The sequence below is a fragment of the Pantoea piersonii genome, from assembly GCF_003612015.1.
In the GTDB taxonomy this organism is placed as follows: domain Bacteria; phylum Pseudomonadota; class Gammaproteobacteria; order Enterobacterales; family Enterobacteriaceae; genus Pantoea; species Pantoea piersonii.
Genome location: NZ_RARB01000003.1, coordinates 317,115 through 341,998 on the forward strand (window position 1 = coordinate 317,115; position 24,884 = coordinate 341,998).

At 58.4% G+C, this 24,884-nt stretch carries 25 protein-coding genes and 1 riboswitch; of the genes, 13 read left to right on the forward strand and 12 right to left on the reverse strand.

Annotation, left to right across the window (positions count from 1 at the left end; genetic code table 11):
* Positions 1 to 38 precede the first annotated feature (38 nt).
* The 3 genes from ftsP to parC all read right to left on the reverse strand — a co-directional run bounded on the left by ftsP (position 39) and on the right by parC (position 4,659).
* Positions 39 to 1,469, reverse strand: a complete 1,431-nt coding sequence (gene ftsP / locus D7S44_RS10915; protein WP_120454762.1) for a cell division protein FtsP — start codon at positions 1,467 to 1,469, stop codon at positions 39 to 41.
* A gap of 132 nt (positions 1,470 to 1,601) precedes the next feature.
* The gene (locus D7S44_RS10920) at positions 1,602 to 2,339 is read right to left on the reverse strand and encodes a 1-acylglycerol-3-phosphate O-acyltransferase (RefSeq protein ID WP_120454763.1); all 738 of its coding nucleotides are present in this window, start codon (positions 2,337 to 2,339) and stop codon (positions 1,602 to 1,604) included.
* 46 nt (positions 2,340 to 2,385) lie between these two features.
* Complete coding sequence (parC, locus tag D7S44_RS10925) at positions 2,386 to 4,659, reverse strand: DNA topoisomerase IV subunit A (RefSeq protein ID WP_120454764.1); 2,274 nt, start codon at positions 4,657 to 4,659, stop codon at positions 2,386 to 2,388.
* 409 nt (positions 4,660 to 5,068) lie between these two features.
* Between parC and D7S44_RS10930 the strand changes: the two genes are divergently transcribed.
* The 6 genes from D7S44_RS10930 to D7S44_RS10955 all read left to right on the forward strand — a co-directional run bounded on the left by D7S44_RS10930 (position 5,069) and on the right by D7S44_RS10955 (position 10,416).
* On the forward strand, positions 5,069 to 6,631 hold the full coding sequence (locus tag D7S44_RS10930; protein ID WP_120454765.1) for a BglG family transcription antiterminator: 1,563 nt from the start codon (positions 5,069 to 5,071) through the stop codon (positions 6,629 to 6,631).
* Between the two features lie 17 nt (positions 6,632 to 6,648).
* On the forward strand, positions 6,649 to 7,119 hold the full coding sequence (locus D7S44_RS10935) for a PTS sugar transporter subunit IIA (RefSeq protein WP_120454766.1): 471 nt from the start codon (positions 6,649 to 6,651) through the stop codon (positions 7,117 to 7,119).
* Positions 7,120 to 7,143: 24 nt separating this feature from the next.
* Positions 7,144 to 7,458 carry a PTS fructose transporter subunit IIB gene (locus tag D7S44_RS10940; protein ID WP_120454767.1) on the forward strand — a complete coding sequence of 105 codons (315 nt, stop codon included), beginning with the start codon at positions 7,144 to 7,146 and terminating at the stop codon, positions 7,456 to 7,458.
* An 11-nt stretch (positions 7,459 to 7,469) separates the two neighbouring features.
* Complete coding sequence (locus D7S44_RS10945) at positions 7,470 to 8,561, forward strand: PTS fructose transporter subunit IIC (protein WP_120454768.1); 1,092 nt, start codon at positions 7,470 to 7,472, stop codon at positions 8,559 to 8,561.
* Between the two features lie 9 nt (positions 8,562 to 8,570).
* Positions 8,571 to 9,422, forward strand: coding sequence for a class II fructose-bisphosphate aldolase (locus tag D7S44_RS10950; RefSeq protein WP_120454769.1), 852 nt, complete (start codon positions 8,571 to 8,573; stop codon positions 9,420 to 9,422).
* A gap of 130 nt (positions 9,423 to 9,552) precedes the next feature.
* Positions 9,553 to 10,416, forward strand: coding sequence for a ketose-bisphosphate aldolase (locus D7S44_RS10955; RefSeq protein ID WP_120454770.1), 864 nt, complete (start codon positions 9,553 to 9,555; stop codon positions 10,414 to 10,416).
* A 69-nt stretch (positions 10,417 to 10,485) separates the two neighbouring features.
* On the opposite strand, the gene D7S44_RS10960 is transcribed toward D7S44_RS10955, so the two are convergent.
* Complete coding sequence (locus D7S44_RS10960) at positions 10,486 to 11,250, reverse strand: transporter substrate-binding domain-containing protein (RefSeq protein WP_120454771.1); 765 nt, start codon at positions 11,248 to 11,250, stop codon at positions 10,486 to 10,488.
* Positions 11,251 to 11,408: 158 nt separating this feature from the next.
* Here D7S44_RS10960 and D7S44_RS10965 point away from each other — a divergent pair, with 158 nt between their 5' ends.
* Positions 11,409 to 11,990: an NAD(P)H-dependent oxidoreductase gene (locus tag D7S44_RS10965; RefSeq protein WP_120454772.1), complete on the forward strand. Its 582-nt coding sequence runs from the start codon at positions 11,409 to 11,411 to the stop codon at positions 11,988 to 11,990.
* Between the two features lie 31 nt (positions 11,991 to 12,021).
* On the forward strand, positions 12,022 to 12,330 hold the full coding sequence (locus D7S44_RS10970; RefSeq protein WP_120454774.1) for a putative quinol monooxygenase: 309 nt from the start codon (positions 12,022 to 12,024) through the stop codon (positions 12,328 to 12,330).
* Between the two features lie 51 nt (positions 12,331 to 12,381).
* Here the strand turns inward: D7S44_RS10970 and D7S44_RS10975 are convergent, their stop codons facing one another.
* The 6 genes from D7S44_RS10975 to nudF all read right to left on the reverse strand — a co-directional run bounded on the left by D7S44_RS10975 (position 12,382) and on the right by nudF (position 17,816).
* A complete protein-coding gene (locus D7S44_RS10975) occupies positions 12,382 to 13,281 on the reverse strand; it encodes a LysR substrate-binding domain-containing protein (RefSeq protein ID WP_120454776.1) in 900 nt (299 codons plus the stop codon).
* A gap of 76 nt (positions 13,282 to 13,357) precedes the next feature.
* Positions 13,358 to 15,253, reverse strand: coding sequence for a DNA topoisomerase IV subunit B (gene parE / locus D7S44_RS10980; RefSeq protein ID WP_120454778.1), 1,896 nt, complete (start codon positions 15,251 to 15,253; stop codon positions 13,358 to 13,360).
* A 47-nt stretch (positions 15,254 to 15,300) separates the two neighbouring features.
* On the reverse strand, positions 15,301 to 15,882 hold the full coding sequence (yqiA, locus tag D7S44_RS10985; RefSeq protein WP_120454779.1) for an esterase YqiA: 582 nt from the start codon (positions 15,880 to 15,882) through the stop codon (positions 15,301 to 15,303).
* A gap of 3 nt (positions 15,883 to 15,885) precedes the next feature.
* Positions 15,886 to 16,713: a 3',5'-cyclic-AMP phosphodiesterase gene (gene cpdA / locus D7S44_RS10990; protein WP_120454781.1), complete on the reverse strand. Its 828-nt coding sequence runs from the start codon at positions 16,711 to 16,713 to the stop codon at positions 15,886 to 15,888.
* Between the two features lie 45 nt (positions 16,714 to 16,758).
* The gene (locus D7S44_RS10995) at positions 16,759 to 17,184 is read right to left on the reverse strand and encodes a DUF1249 family protein (RefSeq protein ID WP_120454783.1); all 426 of its coding nucleotides are present in this window, start codon (positions 17,182 to 17,184) and stop codon (positions 16,759 to 16,761) included.
* The gene (gene nudF / locus D7S44_RS11000) at positions 17,181 to 17,816 is read right to left on the reverse strand and encodes an ADP-ribose diphosphatase (RefSeq protein ID WP_120454785.1); all 636 of its coding nucleotides are present in this window, start codon (positions 17,814 to 17,816) and stop codon (positions 17,181 to 17,183) included. The genes D7S44_RS10995 and nudF overlap by 4 nt, the downstream gene beginning before the upstream one ends.
* A 214-nt stretch (positions 17,817 to 18,030) precedes the next feature.
* Here nudF and tolC point away from each other — a divergent pair, with 214 nt between their 5' ends.
* From tolC to D7S44_RS11020, 3 genes are all read left to right on the forward strand, one after another.
* Entirely contained in the window at positions 18,031 to 19,497 is a 1,467-nt protein-coding gene (tolC, locus tag D7S44_RS11010; RefSeq protein ID WP_120454787.1) for an outer membrane channel protein TolC, read from the forward strand.
* 141 nt (positions 19,498 to 19,638) lie between these two features.
* The gene (locus D7S44_RS11015; protein ID WP_120454789.1) at positions 19,639 to 20,310 is read left to right on the forward strand and encodes a DUF1190 family protein; all 672 of its coding nucleotides are present in this window, start codon (positions 19,639 to 19,641) and stop codon (positions 20,308 to 20,310) included.
* Between the two features lie 7 nt (positions 20,311 to 20,317).
* The gene (locus D7S44_RS11020; protein WP_120454791.1) at positions 20,318 to 21,478 is read left to right on the forward strand and encodes a glutathionylspermidine synthase family protein; all 1,161 of its coding nucleotides are present in this window, start codon (positions 20,318 to 20,320) and stop codon (positions 21,476 to 21,478) included.
* A gap of 31 nt (positions 21,479 to 21,509) precedes the next feature.
* Here the strand turns inward: D7S44_RS11020 and ygiD are convergent, their stop codons facing one another.
* A complete protein-coding gene (gene ygiD, locus D7S44_RS11025; protein WP_120454793.1) occupies positions 21,510 to 22,295 on the reverse strand; it encodes a 4,5-DOPA-extradiol-dioxygenase in 786 nt (261 codons plus the stop codon).
* A 188-nt stretch (positions 22,296 to 22,483) separates the two neighbouring features.
* Between ygiD and zupT the strand changes: the two genes are divergently transcribed.
* Positions 22,484 to 23,251, forward strand: a complete 768-nt coding sequence (zupT, locus tag D7S44_RS11030; RefSeq protein ID WP_120454795.1) for a zinc transporter ZupT — start codon at positions 22,484 to 22,486, stop codon at positions 23,249 to 23,251.
* Between the two features lie 64 nt (positions 23,252 to 23,315).
* Here the strand turns inward: zupT and ribB are convergent, their stop codons facing one another.
* The gene (ribB, locus tag D7S44_RS11035) at positions 23,316 to 23,972 is read right to left on the reverse strand and encodes a 3,4-dihydroxy-2-butanone-4-phosphate synthase (RefSeq protein ID WP_120454797.1); all 657 of its coding nucleotides are present in this window, start codon (positions 23,970 to 23,972) and stop codon (positions 23,316 to 23,318) included.
* A 108-nt stretch (positions 23,973 to 24,080) separates the two neighbouring features.
* A riboswitch (FMN riboswitch) is annotated at positions 24,081 to 24,228 on the reverse strand.
* Between the two features lie 331 nt (positions 24,229 to 24,559).
* Between ribB and ubiK the strand changes: the two genes are divergently transcribed.
* A complete protein-coding gene (gene ubiK, locus D7S44_RS11040; RefSeq protein WP_033752486.1) occupies positions 24,560 to 24,865 on the forward strand; it encodes a ubiquinone biosynthesis accessory factor UbiK in 306 nt (101 codons plus the stop codon).
* Positions 24,866 to 24,884: the final 19 nt, after the last annotated feature.

Genomic DNA, 24,884 nt, shown 5'->3' on the forward strand with positions numbered 1-24,884 from the left:
CTGTCCTGACGGGCAGCGCGCCCTTCCCTGCAACCGCTTTACGCCGTCGGCTGCACCAGCAGCTGCCCGGCGGTGCCAAGATCGGCCAGCTCCAGCGTCTGACTGTAGTAGACAAAGGGGAAATGATCGGACGAACTTTGCGGGAAACTCACCAGCAGTTCGACCTCGCCATCTACCCAGACGGTATCTTTCCAGCCGCGATCTTCGCCCATCGGCTGCGCGCCGTTAACGCTCTTAATCAGGAACATCGCGCCCTGAATATGCATCGCCTGCGGCCGATCCGCGCGCAGGATCCAGCGCTCAAAGGTTCCCTGCTGCACGGTGGTATCGATGCGGTTCATATCCCACCGCGCGCCGTTGATGCCCGGTATATCGTCGCCGATGCGGAATTCGCGCGTGCGCGTCGCCATGCCGTCGAGGATCTGATCCGCCAGCAGGCGCATCGGCAGATTATCGGTCACCAGGGGCAACAGGCCGGTCGGACGCAGCGTCAGCACCAGCGTATTGGTCAGAATGGAAGAGGGTTCGAACAGGCCGCGCAGCCGGTCCATGATGCCTGCTGCCGTGCCTGCGGTAATCGATACCTCATCGCCCTGCGACATATCCACCAGCACTTCACGACGCTCGCCCGGCGCCAGCGAAAGCTGCTGTACCGCCACCGGCGCGGGCAGAAAGCCCTGATCGCTGGCAATAACGGTAAAGGGACGGTTATCGCTCAGCGCCATCTGATAGCGGCGCGAGTTCGAGGCGTTAAGCAGACGCAGGCGCACCCAGCCGCGCGATACCTCGACGAAAGGGTTCTGCACGCCGTTGACCAGCAGGACGTCACCAAGAAAGCCGCCGTCATGCGGCGGATCGTAGGTAGGCGTGCCGAAGTTATCGAGACGCTTGTCCTGAATAATCAGCGGGAAGTCATCTACGCCGTAGTGACGCGGCAGCGGCAGCTGCTTGCTCACCTCATCTTCGATCAGCCACATGCCCGCCAGCCCGTTATAGATGTGCGGCGCCATGCGGTTCGGCGTGCTGGCGTGGTACCAGCAGGTAGCGGCGTTCTGGCGGATCGGCAGCACCGGCGCCCAGTCGACGCCAGCGGACATCATGCGCGGCGCGCCGCCCATTAGCGCGCCCGGCACCTGCAGGCCGCTAACGGTCATCGCCACCGGTTCGTTAAGACGGTTGCTGTAAATCAGCTTGACGTCGTCGCCGTTGTAAACGCGCACCGTCGGGCCGAGGTAGAGGCCGTTTACGCCCCATACCGGCACTTTGTTATTGTCGCCGCGGAAGGACCAGTGGCTGCGCATTAGCGTCAGAAAGAGCGGCTGGCCGCGGCGCGACTCGATAAGCGGAGGAACCGGCAGCGGCGTATCGCCGCCGGGAGCGGAGGCGGCGCGCGCCGCTGAAGGCAAGAGACCTGCGCTAAGCGCCGCGCCAGCAGAAAGCTGGATAAACTGTCGTCTGCTGAAAGACATAGAACGTCAAACCCTTTACGCGTGGCGCTTGCGCGCCAGTCGATTGTTATTCTTGATTTATTGCTGTGTTGCGTCGCGGCGGCCAGAGCGCGCCGCGTGCATCCATGCGGGTGCCGGCGAGACGCAGGCCGGTCAGAGTTTACCGCTTTTTTCGCGCGCCTCGACTTCGGCGTTGAGCGCTTCCAGTTTTTCCATCATCACTTCACGACAATGGGTGGCCAGCTTGCGCACCGACTGCGTGGTGTAGCCGCTGGTATCGATAGGCGGCAGCATCTCGACGATTACCAGACCGTTATTCAGGCGGTTAAGCTTGATCTTGCCGTGAGTGTTGGAAACCACCACCGGGATCACCGGCACGCCTGCCGCCACAGCCGCATGGAACGCGCCGGTTTTAAAAGGTAGCAGACCGCGACCCCGACTGCGCGTGCCCTCCGGAAACATCCAGAACGAGATGCGCTTCTTTTTAAACTGATCGACCAGCTGGCCGATGGTGCTGTGCGCCTTAGTGCGGTTATCGCGGTCGATCAGCAGGTTGCCGGTCAGCCAGTAGAGCAGGCCGAAGAACGGTACCCACAGCAGGCTTTTTTTCCCGACCGTGACCGTCGTCGGCTGCACAATCTTCGCCGCCGTGATCATGTCAAAGTTGTTCTGGTGGTTGGCAATATAGATGGCATTGCCGTAGTTTTCCGCGCCGGCGGGTTTACGCAGCTCTACCTTAACGCCGAACACGCCGGAAAGACGACCAAACAGGTGGCCAAAGGTAGCGACGTGGCGCGGGTTACGCGGCGAAAACAGGCACCAGATGCAGCCGAAAACACAGACCAGAATCGAGTAGATCACCACAAAAATAGTACGTAGTACGAGTAACATAAATCCCTCATTATGGCGCGGCGGAGCAAAGGGTCCGCCGCGTTGCTCAGGCTTCGCCGTCTTCGCTGACGGCACGCGCTGGGGTATCCAGCTCTACCTTGTCGATACGCTGCAGGCCGCGCGGCAGCAGCGTGCCGCGGCGTCCGCGGTCGGCGCGGAATTTTTGCAGCTCTTCGCTGCGCAGCACCAGCTTACGCTTGCCAACATAGAGCGTGACGGCGCTGCCCGGCGGCAGAATCAGCAGCCATGCCAGTTTATCGTTGCCCGCCGCGGCGTCCGCCGCAGGAATAGAGATAATCTTGTTGCCCTTGCCTTTCGACATCTGCGGCAGCTCGCCGACCGGGAACATCAGCATACGGCCCGCCTGGGTAATCGCCAGCAGCATGTCATCTTCATGATGCACCGCCATCGGCGTCATTACGCGCGCGTTATCCGGCAGCGTCAGCAGCGCTTTACCGGCGCGATTGCGCGAGACCAGATCGGCGAAGGTGCAGATAAAGCCGTAGCCCGCATCAGACGCCATCAGCAGTTTCTGCTCTTCCGCTTCCATCAACACCTGCTCTACCACCGCGCCCGGCGGCGGCGTCAGCTTGCCGGTCAGCGGCTCGCCCTGCCCGCGCGCCGACGGCAGCGAGGTAGGATCAAGCGTATAGCTGCGTCCGGTCGAGTCGATAAAGGCGACCGGCTGGTTACTCTTGCCGCGCGCCGAAGCCAGATAGCTGTCGCCCGCTTTATAGCTCAGGCCTGACGGGTCGATATCATGGCCTTTGGCGCTGCGCACCCAGCCCATCTGCGACAGCACGATGGTGACCGGCTCGGACGGCACCAGCTCGTTCTCGCTCAGCGCTTTGGCCTCTTCGCGTTCATTCAGCGGCGAACGGCGATCGTCGCCGTAGGCGGCGGCGTCGGCCTGCAGCTCTTTTTTCAGCAGGGTATTCATCTTGCGCTCAGAGGCGAGGATCGCCTGAATCTGATCGCGCTCTTTTTCCAGCTCGCTCTGCTCGCCGCGGATCTTCATCTCTTCCAGCTTCGCCAGGTGGCGCAGCTTGAGCTCAAGGATCGCTTCCGCCTGGGTTTCGCTGATGCCGAAGCGCGACATCAGCACCGGCTTAGGCTCATCCTCGCTGCGGATGATATGGATCACCTCGTCGATATTGAGGAAAGCGACCAGCAAGCCCTCAAGGATATGCAGACGACGCAGCACGCGTTCAAGGCGGTGGTTAAGACGGCGCTTGACGGTATCGCGACGGAATACCAGCCATTCCGACAGGATTTCCAGCAGGTTTTTCACCGACGGACGGTTGTCGAGGCCGATCATATTGAGGTTAACGCGATAGCTCTTCTCAAGATCGGTGGTGGCGAACAGGTGATGCATGACCTGATCGAGATCCACGCGATTTGAACGCGGCACAATCACCAGCCGCGTCGGGTTTTCATGATCCGATTCATCGCGCAGATCCTCTACCATCGGCAGCTTTTTATTGCGCATCTGCGCAGCAATCTGCTCCAGCACGCGCGCGCCGGAAACCTGATGCGGCAGCGCGGTGATCACGACTTCGCCGTCCTCTTTTTTCCAGACGGCGCGCTGGCGGATGGAGCCGCGACCGTTCTGGTAAATTTTACGGATTTCGTCGCGCGGCGTAATGATCTCCGCTTCGGTGGGGTAATCCGGCCCCTGCACGATATCCAGCAGCGCGTCGAGGCTGGTGTTCGGCTTATCAATCAGGGCGATCGCCGCCTGCGCCACTTCGCGCAGGTTGTGCGGCGGAATGTCGGTCGCCATGCCGACGGCGATACCGGTGGTGCCGTTCAGCAGGATATTCGGCAGCCGCGCGGGCAGCATTTTCGGTTCCTGCATCGTGCCGTCGAAATTCGGCACGAAATCCACGGTGCCCTGGCCCAGCTCGCCGAGCAGCACTTCCGCATATTTTGAAAGGCGTGACTCGGTGTAACGCATCGCCGCGAAGGATTTCGGATCGTCAGGCGCGCCCCAGTTACCCTGGCCATCCACCAGCGGATAGCGATAGGAGAACGGCTGCGCCATCAGCACCATCGCTTCATAACAGGCGCTGTCGCCGTGCGGATGATATTTACCCAGCACATCGCCCACGGTACGCGCTGATTTCTTGAATTTAGCGCTGGCGCTCAGACCGAGTTCCGACATGGCGTAAACGATACGGCGCTGTACCGGCTTAAGACCGTCGCCGATATAAGGCAAGGCGCGGTCCATAATCACGTACATCGAGTAGTTCAGATACGCGTTTTCGGTAAATTTGTGCAGGGCAAGACGCTCTGCCCCATCCTGTGTCATTTCGCTCATTAAGCTGGCATCCTCACTTCGTGGCCCGCAACGGCGAGTCATCCGGCGGTCATTTGGCGAGAATAGTACCTTATTCGCAGGATTTAGTCACAGGGAAGCCGTTGGGGAGGATGAGAATCGTCTGGCAATAAATAACGTGACATTGGCTGGAAAAATAAAACGGATTGGGAGCGCCATCACAATTATTTTTCGAGCTTTTATGTGAGCAAACTCGCATTTAATCCGCCTCAGCGCTGCCGTATTAATTCTGTCCGCGCCCGGAGACAACATTTAGTATTGTTGCTGCCGCCCTCCTTTTCTAAATTCATACTTCATAAGAGACACCTTTTTTTGCGACGGCTTGCTGGCACCAGAATAAACAGAACGAGGAATAATCCCGAGACGTTTCACCAAAATAAAGGGTGACCGAATGCAAATACTGACTTCGCGACAACACCGGTTAATGAAATTACTGTTGCACCAGGCGGCGCCGCAGCCGATTGGGCAGTTAGCGTTACAGCTTGGCGTCTCTGGAAAAACCATTCAGCGTGACCTGCAGGGGCTGGAGAGCTGGCTCAGCAACTGGGCGCTGACGCTGGAGAAATCGCCCGGCCGCGGCGTTCGGTTACGGGTAGATAATATCCAGCAGCGTTTGCAGCTGGAACAGCAGCTGAACGGCGGCGATGCGGCTGCTGACGCGCTCAGCCACAACAGCCGGCGGGTAAAAATCGCCTCGCAGCTGCTGAGCGAAGCCCCGCGCGCCACCTCGATTAGCAAGTTGTCCGAGCGCTACTTTATCAGCCACGCCTCGATTGTGAACGACCTGAAAGTAATTGAGGAGTGGCTGCAGCCGCTGGGGTTAACGCTGCAGCGCGGGCCCGGCGGCACCCATATTGAGGGTAATGAGCAGACGCTGCGCCAGGCGATGGTGTCGCTGATCAACGATGTGATGCAGCAAAACGTCGCGGGCGCGCCGCTGCTGCCCAGACTCGATCCCGGCAGCCAGCAAGCGCTGGTGCACTACTTCGGCGAGGAAGATGTCGCCTTTGTGCAGGCGCTGCTGCTGCAGATGGAGCAGCAACTCAGCTACCCGCTTGGCGACGCCTGGTATCTCAATCTGTGCACGCACATCCTGATCATGATGCACCGCATGGCGCAGGGCAACGCGCTGGCGCTGGAAGCGCTGACCTCTGTACAGGATCTGGATAAGCCCATTCTCGCTATCGCCCGGCAGATGGTGACGCGTATTGAACAGCGTATCGGCTGTACATTACCGGCGGATGAGGTCGGCTTTATTTATCAATATATCGTTTCCTCCGGCATTGTGGTGGAAGAGCGTGGCGATCAGGTGTTGCTACATAATCAATTTTCCACCGCTGAGTCGGTTAAAATAACCTGCGAATTAATCGATCGCTTCTCAGATTTTATTCAGCAGGACTTAGCGCACGACCGTTTATTATTTGAAGGCTTACTCGTACATATAAAGCCTTTATTAAACCGGCTCAAATACCATATTCATATTCGTAACCCGCTGCTGGACGATATTAAGCAGGAGATGGAAAGGATATTTTTCCTGACGCAGCAGGCAATGCAGCAAACCGCGCAAACATTTGCCCTTTCGCCGGTGGCCGACGATGAAATTGGTTATTTGTGCGTACATTTCCAGGCGGCGCTGGAGCGGCAAATTGCTCACAAACGCATTCTGGTGGTGTGCTCCAGCGGCGTCGGCACATCACACCTGCTGAAGAGCCGCATATTGCGCGCCTTCCCTGACTGGGAAATTGCTGGCGTGGTCTCAGCCAGCAATCAGGCCGCGTTTTGCCAGCACCACAGGGTGGATTTGGTCATCACCACCATCCATCTCGACGCCGGCACCATTCCGGCGGTGTATGTCAGTGCCTTTTTTAATGATGACGATATCCGGCGGGTCACCGACGCCATGATTGGCAGCCAGCTGCCCAACGGCGCGCCCTGCGCGTTGACCACACATTGATTGAATGAGGAACAACGATGGATATTTCCCGCATTCTGACGCCGCGCCGCGTTAACCTGGCGCTGACCGCCACCAGTAAAGAGGAGGCGATTAACGAACTCACCGACCTGCTGGTGAGCGACGGCACCATCAGCGATCGCGCGGCCTTTATCAGGGATGTCTGGCTGCGTGAAGCCGAAGGCTCGACCGGCTTCGAAAACCATATCGCTATCCCGCACGGCAAGTCGTCGGCGGTCAAACAAACCACGCTCGCCATTGGCCGCACCCAACAGGATATTCCGTGGGAAACGCTTGATGGCAGCCAGGTGCGCTGCATCATCCTGTTCGCCGTGCGGCTGGAGGATCAGAACACCACCCATATTCGCCTGTTGTCGCAGGTGGCCAGCGCGCTGGCCGATGATGAGGTGATAGCCCAACTGCTGGCGGAAAATGACCCCGGCAATATTATCCGGCTGTTTAGTCAGTACGCCGAAACCGACCTCTGTTAACACCCTACTACTCTGAGGTGCCACATGAATATCGTCTGTGTAGCGGCCTGCACCGCAGGCATCGCGCATACCTATATTGCGCGCGAAAAACTGATTAAAGGGGCTCACGCACTGGGCCATACCATCCACGTCGAAACGCAGGGCACCATCGGTACCGAAACACCGCTGACGCGCGAGCAGATCGACGCTGCTGACGTGGTGATCCTCGCCGTTGACGTCAAGATCAAAGGCGAAGAGCGCTTTCAGGGCAAGCCCATCGTGCGAGTGAAAACCGAAGTGGTGATCAAGTCACCGGTGAAATTCCTCGAAAAAGTGGCGGATTCACTGGCGCGCGCCTGAGGAGATCGATCATGAACGATCACAAACGTCAGTACGGCCAGGAGATTAAAGGCCATCTGCTTACCGGGATCTCATGGATGATTCCGCTGATCGTCGCCGCCGGGATCTGTATCGCGCTCGGCCAGGTGATTGGCGGGCCGGACGTCGGCAAGCAGGACGGCAGCGTCGCATGGATGCTGAACCAGATCGGCGGCTGGGGCATGGGGCTGATTGTGCCGCTGATCGGCGCGGCCATTGCTTACTCGATTGCCGATCGTCCCGGCTTCGCCCCCGGTCTGATCGTCGGCTTTATCTGCGGCCAGATCGGCACGGGCTTTATCGGCGGCATCCTGGGCGGTTTCCTTGTCGGCTATACCGTCCTGCTGCTGCGCCGGGCGATCAAACTGCCACAGTCGATGCAGGGACTGATGCCGATAATGGTGCTGCCGCTGTTAAGCACCATTATTGCCGGGCTGTTGATGATGACCTTTATCGGCCAGCCGATCGTCTGGCTGCAGAAAGCGCTGATTCATCTGCTGGAATCCATGCAGGGCGGCTCAAAGTTCGTGCTGGGCGCGGTTCTCGGCGCGATGGCCACCTTCGACTTCGGCGGGCCGATCAATAAAACCATGTCGCTGTTCGCCGACGGCATGCTGGTGGACGGCATTTACGGGCCGGAAGCGGTGAAGTTTGTCGGATCGATCATTCCGCCTTTCGGTATCACCCTCTCTTATCTGCTGACGCGCCATAAGTACACCAAAGCGGAGAAAGAGGCACTGAAAGCCGCCTTCCCAATGGGCATCTGCATGATTACCGAAGGAGTGATCCCGATTGCCGCACGCGATTTGCTGCGCGTAGTGGCCAGCTGCGTGGTGGCCTCCGCTCTGGCCGGTGGGCTGATTATGACGTGGGGCGTGGAAGCGCCGGTGCCACACGGCGGCATGTTTGTGGTGCCGCTGTTTACCAAACCCTGGCTGTTCTGCCTGGCGCTGGGCATCGGCACTCTGGTGTGCGGCGTGATGCTCTCGGTGATCAAGAAACCGGTCACCCAGCAGGATGAAGAGTTTGATGACGTGGAAGCGCCGGGCGTCCGCGATGAAGAGATTAAATTCACTCTGGAATAAGGAGCCGTCATGTTTGCCATGATGAACGATCTGATTCAGGCCGCCTTTCAGCACAGATATGCAGTGCTGGCGATCAACTGCTTCAACCTGGAAACCGCCCGCGCGGCGATTCAGGCGGCCGAACAGCAGCGCGCCCCGCTGATCCTGAATGTCTATCAGGGCCACAGTGCGCATTTTCCACCGACGGTGGCGGTGCCGCTGGTGCAGGCGCTGGCCAGTAACGCTACGGTGCCGGTGGCGCTGGCGCTTGACCACGGCAAAGCCTTTTCACTGCTTTGTCAGGCGTTTCGCGCCGGCTTTACCGGGCTGATGATTGACGCCTCAGCCGACCCGCTGGCAGATAACATTCGTCAGACCGCGGCGGTGGTGAGGATGGCGCACACCGCCGGCGTGTGCGTCGAGGGCGAACTGGGGCATATCGCCGATGCACCTACCTACGAGCTGGCCGATGCCTCGGTGAAGATGACCCAGGTCCAGGATGTGCTGCCGTTCATTGAGCAGACCGATATCGATCTGCTGGCTATTTCGGTCGGTACCGCGCACGGGCTCTATCCGCCGGGTGTGAAGCCGAAGATCGATTTTCAGCGGCTGCAGGAACTGCACGCCGTATCGACACGCCCGCTGGCGCTGCACGGCGGTTCCGGCACCCCGGCAGAGGATATTCGTCGCGTCAGCGAGTATGGCGTCGCCAAAATCAACCTGGGCGCCGCAGTGTTTGACGCCGGTAAGCGCGCAGTGCAGCAGGCGCTGCAGCAGCATCCGCACGCCGAGCTGGCCGATCTGCTCGGGCTGATGGAGTCCGCCTGTCGCGAAGTGGTGGCTGAGTATCTGGGCTGGTCGGGGTCGGCGAACCGGGCTTGACGTTTTACACCTTATCGTAGCGGCGTGTTTTATTGCGCCGCTACGGAATGCAGAAGATTTCCCACTTTATCCATCATCGGGTCGGCGCGCGCGTCGGCTCTGGTTAAACTCACGTTAAGGAAAAATTAACATGTTGATTTCAATGAAAGAAATGTTAGCACCTACCCGTGAACATCGCTTTGCCATCGGCGCATTTAACGTCGCTGACAGCTGCTTTATCCGCGCGGTGGTCGAGGAAGCGGAAGCCACCAGCACGCCGGCCATTATCTCCATTCACCCGAGCGAGCTGGAGTTCGTTACCGACGCGTTCTTTGGTTACGTGCGTGAGCGCACGCTGAAAAGCAAAGTGCCGTTTACCCTGCATCTCGATCACGGTGCGTCCATCGCTCAGGTGCTGCGCGCTATTCAGTGCGGTTTTACGTCAGTGATGATTGACGGCTCGCTGCTGCCGTATGAAGAGAACGTGGCGCTGACCAGAGAGGTGGTAACGCTGGCGCATGCAGTCGGCGTGTCGGTAGAGGGCGAGCTTGGCACCATCGGCGATACCGGCACTACGGTGGAAGGCGGCGTAAGCAAGGTGATTTACACCGAACCGGCGCAGGCAGAAGATTTCGTGCAGCGCACCGGCGTTGATACGCTGGCCGTGGCAATTGGTACGGCGCATGGCATCTACCCGAAAGATATGAAGCCAGAGCTGCAGATGCACATCCTGAAGGAGATTTCCCAGCGCGTGGATATTCCCCTGGTGTTGCACGGCGGCTCGGCCAACCCGGACGCTGAGATTGCCGAAGCGGTGACGCTTGGCGTCGGCAAAATCAATATTTCCAGCGACATGAAGTACGCCTATTTCGCTAAGCTGCGCGAGATTCTGGCACGTGAAAGCTGGTGGGATCCCAACGTGATTTATCCGGATGCCATCGCCGCCGCCAAAGCGGTGATCCGCTACAAAATGAATCTGTTTGGCGGGCTGGGCAAAGCAGGGTTATATCGCTAAAAGCTGCCCCATCCGTAGCGGCGCCGCAATACAACACGCTGCTACGGTAGGGGTATGTCGTGCGCGCTGTTACTTCATCACGCCCAGCCACTGCTGCGCGATCTGCGCATATTCGCCGGTGGCGGTGCTGAGATGCAACCACTGATCGACATACAGCTTCCAGCTCATATCATCACGCGGGATCATGTAAGCCTTCTCGCCATACTGCATCGGCTGCTGCGGATTAATGGCGCACAGCGACGGATAGTGCTGCTGCTGGAACAGCGCTTCGGAGGCGTCAGTGATCATTACGTCAGCTTTCTTATCCACCAGCTGCTGGAAAATGGTGGTATTTTCCGCCAGCTGCAGACTGGCCTGCGGCAGAAGCCTGTGTACAAAGGCTTCGTTGGTGCCGCCGGCCGGTTCGATCACCCGTACCTCCGGCTTGTTGATTTGCTCAACCCGCTGATACTTCGCTTTATCGGCGCAGCGCACCAGCGGGATTTTGCCATCGACGCCGAGCGGCTGGGCGAACCAGGCGATCTGCTGGCGCTTTAGCGTCACCGACACGCCGCCCAGCGCGATATCGCACTGCTTCTCTTTGAAATCCTGCGACAGGGTTTTCCAGGTGGTCGGCACCCAGCTGATTTTCGCGTCAAGGCTGGCGGCCAGCGACTGCGCCATGGTGATATCCAGCCCCTCATACTGGCCATCCGGGCGCAGATAAGTGTAGGGCTTGTAGTCGCCGGTGGTGCAGACCTTCAGGGTTTTGCTGGCGAGAATTTGATCCAGACGGGCGTCCGCCTGCGCAATGCCGCTGGCCAGCAGCAGCGCGCTGAAAAGGTATTTACGCATTGTTCTTCTTCTGTATGGCGTGATGAGTGTGGACAGAGTGTGTCATAACCCGCCCGATTATTGCTTCCAGCGCAAAAGTCTTGTGATCCGAATCCCATTTTTCCGCCGCTGCTGAGCGCGTAAAGTAGCCGTCTATTGCAACACACATGAGATTATCAATGAGCAACATTCTTATTATCGACGGCGGTAAAACCTTCGCCCACTCCAAAGGCGAACTGAACCACACCCTGACCGAAGTAGCGGCCAGCCAGCTGCGCGACCTGGGGCATCAGGTCAGCGTCACTGTTGCCGACAGCGACTACGTAATCGCGGAAGAAGTGCAAAAGTATCGCGACAGCGACGTGGTTATTTATCAGATGCCGGGCTGGTGGATGGGCGAGCCCTGGACGGTGAAACGCTATATCGACGAGATCTTTACCGAAGGTCACGGCGTGCTCTACGCCAGCGATGGCCGCTCACGCGCCGACGCCAGCAAAAAATATGGTTCGGGCGGTCTGCTGCAGGGCAAAAAATATATGCTGTCGCTGACCTGGAACGCGCCGCTGGAAGCCTTTACCGATCCGGATCAGTTCTTTGAAGGCGTCGGCGTCGACGGCCTCTATCTGCACTTCCATAAAGCGAACCAGTTCCTGGGAATGGAGGCGCTGCCGACCTTTATCTGTAACGACGTCATCAAGATGCCGGACGTGCCGCGCGATATTGCACGTTATCGGACACATCTCAGCGAGATCTTTGCTTAACTGAAAGCGTGCCCGCAAACAGGAGACGTAAATGCTAACGGTAGTTGCTGAGATTTGTATTAAACCAGGACATCGCAATAAAGTGCTAGAGGCGATCTCTTCGCTTATCCCGATGGTGCTGGCCGAAGAGGGCTGCCATCAGTATGACGCGCTGGTCGATCACCAGGCGCAGGTGCCATGGAAGCATAATTCGCCCGACTCCATCTTTATGCTGGAGCAGTGGGAGTCGCTGCGCCATCTGGAGCAGCATCAGCAGATGCCGCATATGGAAGCGCATCGCGAAAAGATCAAAGATGACGTGCTGGACGTGAAGATTCTGGTGCTGGAGCCTACGGCCTGATTTAACGCGCTGACACGCGCCGCGCGCCTGCTGGCTCGCGGCTTTTTTTTGTCAGAAACGCGCCTGCAAAGCGATCTCCTCATGGAGAAAGTCAAGAAAGCAGGTGATGCGCGACGCCAGCTCCGCGTTGCGGTAGTAAACGGCATGCACCGGCAGTCTGATGTCGTGCGTCTGCTGCACCAGCACCTCTTTTAACCGGCCCTCGGCGAGATCCTGATGGCTAACGAAGTCAGATATGCGTGCGATGCCCTGTCCCGCCAGGGTGAGCTGACGGATGATTTCGCCGCTGGATGCAGCGATAGTCGGCTGAATGCGCAGCAGCTCGCCTTCGCGCTGCCAGACGGGCCAGACGTTGTGCATCTCCAGCTGGCTGAAGCCAATAAGCTGATGCTGTGCCAGCGCCTCGACGCTCTGCGGCTCGCCATATTTCTGCAAATAGTCCGGGCTGGCCAGCAGCCGCACCTTACTGCTGCCGAGCATCCGGGCGCGCATGGTCGAATCCCGCAGCTCGCCGATGCGAATGGCGATATCGGTCTGCTGCTCCAGCAGATCGATAACGATATCGTCGGTATTGAGCTCCAGCTGGATCAGCGGATAGCGCTGCCGGAACGCGCCGATCAGCGGCACGATAACGTGCTGCATGAAAGGGGCCGCGGCGTTGATACGCAGGCGGCCTGACGGCGTTTCTCTCCGTCGGGCGATCTGCTCTTCCGCCTGCTCGACGGAAAGCAGTATCTGGCGCGCGTGGGTAAGGAAAAGCTGGCCCTCTTCGGTTAAGGCCAGCCGCCGCGTGGTGCGGTGCAGCAGGGTGCTGTTGAGTTTAGCTTCGAGGCGGCTCAGGGCGCGGCTCACGCCTGAACTGGTTTGATCCAGCAGCTCCGCCGCCGAGGTGATTGAACCGCAGTCCGCCACCGCTACCAGCACGCGCAGCTCTTCCAGCGTGACTTTCATCATCTACTCCGTTGCGCGGCGGACGCGCTAAACAGGGCCGCAGCCCTGAGTGATGCACGACGCCGCAGCGCGATGATTACACTTCGATATCGGCCATATCGCCTTTTTCCTGCAGCCAGTTGCGACGATCTTCCGAGCGCTTCTTGGCCAGCAGCATATCCATTACCCGCAGCGTCTGCTCGACGTCGCTCTCATCCACCGTTAACTGCACCAGGCGGCGCGTGTTGGGGTCGAGCGTGGTTTCGCGCAGCTGCAGCGGGTTCATCTCGCCCAGCCCTTTAAAGCGCTGCACGTTCGGTTTGCCCTTCTTGCGCTTGAGCTGCTCCAGCACGCCCTCTTTCTCATCTTCGTCGAGGGCGTAATAGACTTCTTTGCCGAGATCGATACGGTAGAGCGGCGGCATCGCGACGTAAACGTGGCCGCCTTTCACCAGCGAACGGAAATGTTTCACAAACAGCGCGCACAGCAGCGTGGCGATATGCAGGCCGTCCGAGTCCGCATCGGCAAGGATGCAGATTTTGCCGTAGCGCAGCTGGCTAAGATCTTCGCTGTCGGGATCGATGCCGATCGCCACGGAGATGTCATGCACCTCCTGCGACGCCAGCACTTCGTCGGAGGAGACCTCCCAGGTGTTAAGGATCTTGCCCTTCAGCGGCATGATCGCCTGATATTCGCGATCGCGCGCCTGCTTGGCAGATCCGCCTGCGGAGTCACCTTCCACCAGGAACAGTTCGGTTTTATTCAGGTCCTGCGCGGTGCAGTCGGCCAGCTTGCCCGGCAGCGCCGGTCCGCTGGTGAGCTTTTTACGCACCACTTTTTTCGCCGCGCGCATACGGCGCTGCGCGCTGGAGATCGCCAGCTCCGCCAGCTGTTCTGCCGCCTGCACGTTCTGATTGAGCCACAGGCTGAAGGCGTCTTTCACCACCGCCGAAACGAAGGCGGCGCACTGGCGCGACGACAGACGCTCTTTGGTCTGTCCGGCGAACTGCGGGTCCTGCATCTTCACCGAAAGCACGTAAGCGCAGCGATCCCAGATATCTTCCGCCGACAGCTTCACGCCGCGCGGCAGAATATTGCGGTATTCACAAAACTCGCGCATGGCGTCGAGCAGGCCCTGACGCAGGCCGTTGACGTGCGTGCCGCCCTGCATGGTCGGGATCAGGTTGACGTAGCTTTCGGTCAGCAGCTCGCCGCCTTCCGGTAGCCATAACAGCGCCCAGTCCACCGCTTCCGTCTCGCCGGAGAAGCTGCCGACGAAGGGATTTTCCGGCAGCGTCGGCAACCCGTTAACCGCTTCACACAGGTAGTCGGTCAGGCCATCTTCGTAGCACCAGCGCTGTTCGGTATTGTTGACCTTGTCTTTAAAGACAATCTCAACGCCGGGACAGAGCACCGCTTTTGCCTTCAGCAGATGGGTCAGACGAGACACAGAGAAGCGTGGGCTATCGAAGAAGCTTTCATCAGGCCAGAAGTGAACGCTGGTACCGGTGTTGCGCTTCGCTACCGTGCCGGTTTTGGTCAGCTCCTGCACCTTTTCGCCATTTTCGAACGCGATGTCATACACTTCGCCGTTGCGGCGCACCGTGACTTCCACCCGCTTCGACAGGGCGTTGACCACGGAGATGCCGACGCCGTGCAGGCCGCCCGAGAACTGGTAGTTTTTGCTGGAAAACTTGCCGCCCGCATGCAGGCGACACAGGATCAGCTCAACGGCGGGAACGCCCTCTTCCGGATGGATGTCCACCGGCATGCCGCGTCCGTCGTCGATTACTTCCAGCGACTGATCGGCGTGCAGAATCACTTCGACCCGTTTCGCATGGCCCGCCAGCGCCTCATCGACGCTGTTATCAATGACTTCCTGACCGAGATGGTTAGGACGCGTCGTATCGGTGTACATGCCGGGACGACGGCGAACAGGCTCAAGGCCGGTCAGAACCTCAATAGCATCCGCGTTATAGCTTGATTGACTCATGATAAATTTCTAATCAGAAGCGTGAAATTATGTGCAATTTCCGCGAGTTAGTCGTGATTCAGACCCAGAAAGTCCAGAATCTGCGGGAAATAGCGCTCGAATCCGGTAAACGCATGATTACCGCCCTGCTCCACCGTTTGTCGGCACGCGCTGTAGTAGCCGAGCGCCTGGCGGTAATCCAGCACTTCGTCGCCCGTTTGCTGCAGCAGCCAGAGTAAATCGGGCGCTTCCAGCGGGTCAATCTGCATGACTTTCAGATCGTAAATGTGGCGTGACTCTAACACATATTGCTGGCCCGTGTAGGGATTCCGGTTCACCCCCAGATAATCGGTGAGCAGCTCAAAGGGGCGCACCGCCGGATTGACCACCACGGCCGGCAGCATAAAGCACTGGGATAGCCAGGTGGCGAAATAGCCGCCCAGCGAAGAGCCGATTAAGCCGAGCGGCTGGCCGCTCAGAGCCATCACTTTCTCTTCCAGCAGCGCGGCGGCGTCGGCGGGAAAAGCGGGCAGCTGCGGCACAATAACGTCGATATGCGGATGCGTCGCCGCCAGCCACTGCTGCAGCTGCGTCGCCTTGGCGGAGCGCGGCGAGCTGTTAAACCCGTGCAGATAGAGCAGCGCCGCCATGCGTCAGTATCCGTCCGAATCCAGGTCCGGCCGAAAAGCGTCGGTTTGCAACCGCTCCACTTCGGTATCGAAAGAGCCGTCCGGGTAGAGCGTAAACCAGCGCCAGCCGGGCGCGACGGTATCAATAGTGAAGCTGGTGCAGTGCGGTTTGAACTGCACGCAGGTAGAGGGCGTCGCCAGCACGCGGCGATCGCGCCAGATAAGATCCAGCTCCTGATGAATATGGCCGCACACCAGGGTGCGTGCTAAAGGATAGTTTTGCAGCACCGCGTCCAGCTGATGGGAATTGCGCAGGCTGTGCTGATCGAGCCAGGTGCAGCCACTGGCCAGCGGATGATGATGCAGCACCACCAGCGTGTGGCGCTGCGGCCTGGCCGCCAGCGTCTTCTCCAGCCACTCCAGCTGGTAGTCGCTCAACATGCCGTGCGGCACGCCGAATACCTGGCTGTCGAGCATCACCAGCTGCCAGTGCTCGCCAAGCAGAACGTGCTTATACGCGGCGATCTTCGCCTCGGCCAGGGTATCGACCATTGCCGGCTGGAAATCGTGATTGCCCGGCAGCCAGACGCAGGGTTTCGGCAGACGTGTGATACCCTCAGCGAAGTGCTGATAGGCTTCGACGGAGTGATCCTGAGCGAGATCGCCAGTGGCGATAATCAGGTCGTACTCGCGCTGCTGCGCCGCTATGGCGTCCAGCACCGCGTCATAACTCGCCCAGGTATTGACTCCCAGCAGCGATTCATTTTTTCCAGCGAAAAGGTGGGTGTCCGTGATTTGCAAAATCCTGATCCCGGCCCCATTCGCCGCAGGAAGTGTTAGCAGGCTATCCAAAGCGTTTCCTTCGTCTCCACGCCGCATAATGCATTATCTGTGCGATCAGCAGACCGGCGCTGCCATCGCGCCCTGCGCCAGGCAGTAGCGCAACCAGTCTGCCAGAAACTGGTTAATCTGATGTTTTTCGTCGCGCTGATGCAATTTTTTATTGGGATAATCATAGCGCGCTTTAAAGCGATAGATCTGCTGTGTTGAACACACTTCGGCGACCAGCGCATCATGATAGAGCCGCACCGACATCGACGGCAAACTCCAGTAACTGACGGTAGGCGCCACCTGGCGGATCTCCACCAGCGTGGTATAGCGCGTGGACTCTTCTATGGTCAACTGATAGCGGGCGCCGTTTACCTGATAGACCACCGACGCGCCAGCCTCGTCGCTGCGCGGCAGCAAACGACGCAGCTGGGCGAAATTGGTTTCGCAGAGCCGCATCATTTCAGGGAAATCAGGGATATAGCGCTGTTTCATTTTAGCTTCCACTCTTCTCGTAGTTTTTCATAGTGCAACGCCAGCCATTGCAGGGCGATGACGGACGCCGCGTTATCAATAATCCCCTCTTCCACCCAGCGGTAAGCCTGTTCGCGGCTCACCACATGCACAAGAATATCCTCATTCTCTTCCTCCAGGCCGTGGCATCCTTTTGCCAGGCTGGCATCCACTTCTCCCACCAGGATCGATAAACGCTCACTGGTGCCGCCAGGGCTGGCGAGGTAGTTTAACACGGGTTTAACGCGACCGACGGTCAGCCCCGCTTCTTCTACGGCTTCACGTCGCACCACATCTTCGGCGCTTTCGTTGGGCTCGATAATGCCCGCCACCATTTCCAGCAGCCAGGGCGTTTTGCTGACGTCAAAGGCGGGAATGCGGATCTGTTCGATCAGCACCACTTCGTCACGTAAGGGATCATAGGGTAGCAGCACGGCAGCGTGTCCACGCTCGAAAACTTCGCGCACCACTTCGTTGCTCATTTCGCCATTAAAACGGCGATGACGAAACCGGTAACGAACAATGGAAAAAAAACCTTTCCAGGCGGTTTCGCGTGCAATAATTTCTACATCGTTTTTTGTAAAAGTCACTGGGGATTTTTTTTCGCCGCTCATCGTCGGACTCCTTATGCAGATTGGGACGGAGCGGCAAAAAGCCAACCCACAGGCTCCATCCGAGTGGTTCTTTCTGAATTATTTACGTAAATTAGGGAGAGAAGGCACGTTCAGCCAACTTATCTCACAGTCGCACTCTGCTAGAATCTGCGATTATTTTTTGGCTTATCCGGCAGCGCTACCCCTGTTATTTGCTGCAACAAAAGGAATGCAAATGAAAAAACTGCTCCCACTTCTCATTGGGCTGAGCCTGGCCGGTTTCAGCCTCGCTAGCCAGGCAGAGGACCTGCTGCAGGTCTATCAACAAGCGCGTCTGAGCAACCCGGATTTACGTAGCTCCGCAGCCACCCGTGACGCTGCCTTTGAAAAGATCAATGAAGCGCGCAGTCCTTTGTTGCCTCAGTTAGGTTTAGGCGCGGATTACACCTACAGCAATGGTTATCGCGACAGTAGTGGTCTTCATTCCAACACGACCAGCGGATCGCTGCAATTAACCCAGACCATTTTTGATATGTCAAAATGGCGCGCGTTGACGCTGCAGGAAAAAGCCGCCGGTATTCAGGATGTGACCTATCAGGTCGCGCAACAGGATTTAATCCTGAATACCGCTACCGCCTATTTCAATGTATTAAAGGCGATCGACACCCTGTCATACACCGAAGCGCAAAAACAGTCGATCTATCGCGAGCTGGATCAAACCACCCAGCGTTTTAACGTCGGCCTGGTGGCGATTACCGATGTCCAGAACGCCCGCGCACAGTATGACAGCGTGCTGGCGAACGAAGTGACCGCGCGCAACAACCTCGACAATATGATCGAGTCGCTGCGTCAGATTACCGGCAATGAGTACCTTTCGCTGGCTTCGCTGAATATCGATCGCTTTAAAACCACCAAACCGGATGCGGTCAGCGCGCTGCTGAAACAGGCGGAGAGCCGTAACCTGAACCTGCTGTCGGCGCGTCTGAACCAGGATCTGGCGCGCGAGCAGATCCGCTCCGCTGAAACCGGCCATATGCCGACGCTGGATCTGACGGCGTCAACCGGCCTGTCGAACAGCAAATATGGCGGCAGCCGCGCTAACCAGAGCGCAGGCAGCACCGACTCTATCAGCGGCACCAACCAGGTGGGCCTGAGCTTCTCTCTGCCGCTCTACAGCGGCGGCGCGGTCACCTCGCAGGTGAAACAGGCGCAGTATAACTACGTCAGCGCCAGTGAGCAGCTTGAGAGCGCGCATCGCTCTGCCGTGCAGACCGTGCGTTCCTCTTATAACAACGTGAACGCCTCAGTGAGCAGCATCGACGCCTACAAACAGGCGGTAGTCTCCGCGCAAAGCTCGCTGGATGCGATGGAAGCGGGTTATCAGGTCGGTACGCGCACCATTGTCGACGTGCTGGACGCGACCACTACGCTCTATAACGCCAAGCAGCAGCTCTCCGACGCGCGTTACAGCTATTTGATTAACCAGCTCAATATCAAATATGCACTGGGTACGCTGAACGAGCAGGATCTGCAGCAGCTTAACAGCCAGCTCGGCAAAGAGATCTCTACGTCTCCGGAAAGTGTTGCGCCCGAAAATCCGCAGCAGACCGCACGCGTCGATAACGGCCCGTCAGCAGAGCCAGCGGCCCCTGCGGCGCGCCCTGCCGCCAGACGCAGCAGTGCGAATCCGTTCCGCAATTAATCCTCTACGGGCCGCTTTGCGGCCCGTCTCCCCGTTAAACGTATAACAACGTAAAGATCCTTTCCTCATCAGGCCCTCAGCTTCATTTTCCACTAGCGATCCCCTATTCTGAGCATCACCTTTGGGCACAGGATGATAAATATGAAACGGACAAAAAATATTCGCCATGCCGCTTTTCGTAAAAGCTGGCAGGCCCGACATGTAACGCCTGTCGCACTGGCCATTGCCGCGGTATTTACCCTGGCGGGCTGCGAGCAGAGCGATGAAACGGTCTCCATGTATCAAAACGCAGATGACTGCAGCAAGGCCAATCCAGGCCAGAGCGCGCAGTGCACCACGGCGTACAATAACGCGCGGAAAGAAGCGGAACGCACCGCGCCGAAATACGCCTCGCGCGAAGACTGCGTGGCGGAGTTTGGCGAGAATCAGTGCCAGCAGGCGCCAGCGCAGGCAGGTACGGGCACGACGCAGAACGCTGAAGCGCAGCAGAGCGGCAGTTTCTGGATGCCGCTGATGGCGGGCTACATGATGGGCCGCCTGATGGGCGGCGGCGCAGGCGTCGCTCAGCAGCCGCTCTTTTCTCCGCGTACGCCGAACAGCCCGGCAAACGGTCAGTTTGTTGACGCGTCGGGTAAAAACTACGGCCCCGCCACGTCCGGCCGCACCATGAACGTGCCGAAAACCGCGCTGGCGCCGAAACCGGCCACCACCACGACGACCGCACGCGGCGGCTTCGGCGAAACGGTCGCGAAGCAGAACAGCATGGCGCGCAGCAGCGCCGGCGGCACCTCCAGCCGCTCGCTGGGAGGCTAAGGCCGATATGCAACGCATCGCGATTAACGAGCGTCCTGACTGGCGCGCAAAAGCGACGGAATATGGCTTTAATTTTCACACCATGCACGGCGAGCCGTACTGGTGTGAAGATGCCTACTACCAGTTCACCCTGGCGCAAATAGATAAACTGGAAGCGACCACGGCGGAACTGCACCAGATGTGTCTGCAGGTGGTGGAAAAAGTGGTCAGCAGCGAACAGCTGCTGGAAAAATTCCGCATTCCGAAACACACTTGGGATTTCGTACGCGACTCCTGGAAGCTGCGCCAGCCGTCGCTCTACTCGCGCCTGGATCTCGCCTGGGACGGCAAGGGCGACGCAAAGCTGCTGGAGAACAATGCGGACACGCCGACCTCGCTTTATGAAGCGGCCTTTTTTCAGTGGATCTGGCTGGAGGATCAGCTTAACGCCGGGCAACTGCCCGCGGGCAGCGATCAGTTCAACAGTCTGCAGGAGAAGATTATCGAGCGTTTCGCTGCGCTGCATCAGCAGCACGGCTTCCAGTGGCTGCACTTCGCCTGCTGCCGCGATACCGAAGAGGATCGCGGCACGGTGCAGTATCTACAGGACTGCGCCACTGAAGCCGGATTGCCGAACGAGTTTCTCTACATTGACGACATCGGCCTCGGCGATAAAGGGCAGTTCACCGACGTGCAGGATCAGGTAATCAGCAACCTGTTCAAGCTCTATCCCTGGGAGTTTATGCTGCGCGAGATCTTCTCTACCAAGCTGGCGGATGCGGGCGTACGCTGGCTGGAACCCGCCTGGAAGAGCATCATCTCCAACAAGGCGCTGCTGCCGATGCTGTGGCAGATGTTTCCCAACCACCCCAACCTGCTGCCCGCTTATTTCGCCGAAGACAACGTGCCGCACATGGATAAATATGTGGTTAAGCCGCTCTTCTCACGCGAAGGTGCCAATATTCGCATCGTAGAAAACGGTCAGGAGATCGCGCGCGTCGACGGGCCCTATGGCGAAGAGGGTATGATCGTGCAGCAGTTCTGCCCGCTGCCGAAGTTCGGCGACAGCTATACGCTGATCGGCAGCTGGCTGATTGACGATCAGCCAGCTGGCATCGGTCTGCGCGAGGATCGCGACCTGATCACTCAGGATCTTTCGCGCTTCTATCCTCACGCCTTTATCGAGTAAACCAGGCGGGCCGCACTGGCCCGCTTTTCTTTTAGCCCACCTGTACCGACAGCATGCTGATAGCCCCCATCTCAATGCCATTTACCGGCACGGTCACCGGCTCGTCAGCCTGACGCGTGCCCAGCACATAGAGCAGCGGTAGATAGTGTTCCGGCGTTGGGTTCGACAGCGCTGCGTCCTGATGCTGCATAAAGTTCACCAGCGGATGCGCGGCGGCGTCGCCCTGAAAGGTCAGATTATCCTGTACGAATTGATTAAAGCGCTGCGCCCACGGCCAAGCCTCCGCCGTTTCGTCCCAACGAGCCTTACGCAGGTTGTGCACCACGTTGCCGCTGGCGACGATCATCACACCGCTATCACGCAGCGCTGCCAGCTTTTTCCCCTGCTCAAAGTGCCAGGCAGGCGGCTGCGTCGCATCCACGCTGAGCTGCACCACCGGAATATCGGCGTCAGGATACATCTTGATCAGCACGCCCCAGCTGCCGTGATCGAATCCCCACTCATGGTCGAGATGCACTTCTACCGGCGCGAGCGTATCTGCAATCTCCTCAGCCAGTGCTGGCGAACCTGGCGCGGGATAGCGCGTATCGAACAGCGCCTGCGGGAAACCGCCGAAGTCATGGATCGTGCGCGGATCTTTCATCGCCGTGACCGCCGTGCCGCGCGTGTACCAGTGTGCCGATACCGCGATAATGGCGCGCGGACGCGGCAGCGTATCGCCCGCCTGACGCCAGGCCTGCGTATAGCGGTTCTCTTCCAGCACGTTCATTGGGCTGCCATGTCCCAGGAACAGCGCGGGCATACGTGTTTGCATCATTAATCCTCACACATTCTCTGTCGAATAACGATACGCCCTTTAACTGCGGCGGAAACGCGCATAAACGTGATGAAGTCCATCAGTGTTTTTGAATAACAGCAAACCGACACATCTTTACCAAAATTAACTCGACGTTTCGTAGGGTTATCGCTAATTTTATGCGAATGATTATCATTAAGGAGAATGCGATGTCGGTACCTCTGCTGCTCACCGTGCTGGCTGGCGGCGCCACTTTTATCGGCGCGATATTCGGCGTGCTGGGACAGAAGCCGTCCAACCGCATGCTGGCGTTTGCGCTCGGCTTTGCGGCGGGGATTATGCTGCTGATTTCGCTAATGGAGATGCTGCCGACCGCGCTGCGTACTGAAGGAATATCGCCCATACTCGGTTACGGCATGTTTATGCTGGGCCTGCTCGGTTATTTCGCGCTGGACCGCCTGCTGCCGCACCAGCATCCGCAGGATCTGATGGCGGCGCAACGTCAACCGGCGAAACTGCGCCGCACGGCTATCCTGCTGACGCTGGGCATCAGCCTGCATAACTTTCCCGAAGGCGTCGCAACCTATGTCACCGCCAGCAGCGATATGGAGCTGGGACTGGGCATCGCGCTGGCGGTGGCGATCCACAATATTCCTGAAGGTCTGGCGGTAGCCGGTCCCATGTACGCCGCCACCGGCTCGAAAAGCAAAGCGCTGTTCTGGGCGTGCGTCTCCGGCATGGCGGAGATCCTCGGCGGAGTGCTGGCGTTTTTGCTGCTCGGCCCACTGATGTCGCCAGTGGTTATCGCCGCGGTGATGGCGGCTGTCGCGGGCATTATGGTGGCGCTGTCGGTGGATGAGCTAATGCCGCTGGCGCGAGAGATCGATCCCCATAACAATCCGAGCTATGGCGTGCTGTGTGGCATGACGGTGATGGGCGCAAGCCTCGCGCTGCTGCAGGTAAGTGACTTAAGCTAAGCGCCAGCGGCTAAAAAAAACGGGCCGCTAACGGGCCCGTTTTTTTTTTGATTAGCTGCTCAGCTTAGCTGGCCTGGCGCGTTTCGCGCGCGCGGCGATAAGCGACCAGATCTTCAATGGTGACCACCGGCATATTGTTCGCTTTGGCGAAGACAATAGCTTCCGGCGCGTGCGCCATAGTGCCGTCGTCATTGGTCAGTTCACACAGCACGCCTGCTGGCTTAAAGCCCGCCAGCGTCACCAGATCGATGGTCGCTTCGGTATGGCCGCCGCGTGTAAGAACGCCGCCGTCGCGCGCGCGCAGTGGGAAAACATGGCCCGGACGATTCAGGTCGCTCGGCTTCGCGTCATCAGCAATCGCCGCGCGAATAGTCGTAATGCGATCTTTAGCCGAGACGCCGGTGGTTACGCCTTCAGCAGCTTCAATAGTAACCGTAAAACCGGTGCCATAAGAGCTGGTGTTGTTCTCCACCATCATCGGCAGCTCAAGCTGCTGACGACGCTCTTCGGTCAGGCAAAGGCAAACAATGCCGCTGCCGTGGCGGATGGTCAGCGCCATCTGCTCAACGGTCATGGTTTCCGCTGCGAAGATCATATCGCCTTCGTTCTCGCGGTCTTCGTCGTCAAGCACCATTACGCCGCGTCCCTCACGGAGCGCAGCCACTGCACGTTCTACACGCTGTTCCGGCGTGCCAAATTCAGAAAGAAGCGTCTGATTCATGGTAATAAAGCCTTATAAAATATATGAGTTACCAGAATCAGGGCGAGCTTAGGAGTGATGTCATTAAGACATGGCAATAACGCGAAGCGGGCGTAGCCCGGCAGATGTCGTTACCCTCTCCCATCCGGACTTTAACCGTCGGCCCCGGAATTACACCGGATCTGCTGACCTTCCCGTTGCCGGGAAGCGCTCGCGGGCTTTCAGCTATTGCTGATTTACCGCCGGTGGGGAATTTCGCCCCGCCCTGAGAATAAGCAAAATTACTATAGCGCCAATCCACAGGCCGGGCAATCGACAAAACCGCAAATGCTTTTGCATTTCAGGCTGTATAGGGTGCTCATCAGCGGCAAAGAGAGTGCAAGCCGCGCGTCAGGAAAATGGCGGGGCGAGCAGGCAAGGAGGCCGGGTTTTACGCTTTTGTGCTCGGACGCTCTCTGGCGCACAGACAGGTTAATCATCACCGGGAGCGTTTTGCCCTTCCCGCCGTGTCGATTTCGGGTTTAACCTTTTCGTTTCAGGCATTACACTTAACCCTTATCAGGATCCAACCCCTGCTGTCACCAGCAACACGAAACCAGGAAATCATCATGATCGACACGAAAAAAATTGAACAACTTGCGCGTCAGGTGCACGAGGCGATGCCGAAAGGGATTCGTGAATTTGGCGACGATGTCGAAAAGAAAATCCGCCAGGTTCTGCAGGCGCAGCTGACGCGTATGGATTTGGTTAATCGTGAAGAGTTCGACGTGCAGACGCAGGTGCTGCTGCGCACGCGTGAAAAGCTGGCCGCGCTGGAACAGCGCCTGGCGCAGCTGGAAAGCCATCAGCCTTCCGCGCCAGCCCCGGCAGTCGTTACGCCCGATCCGGCAGGTAAAATCGACACGCCGCAGTAAGCATGTTACGGCGGGCGCG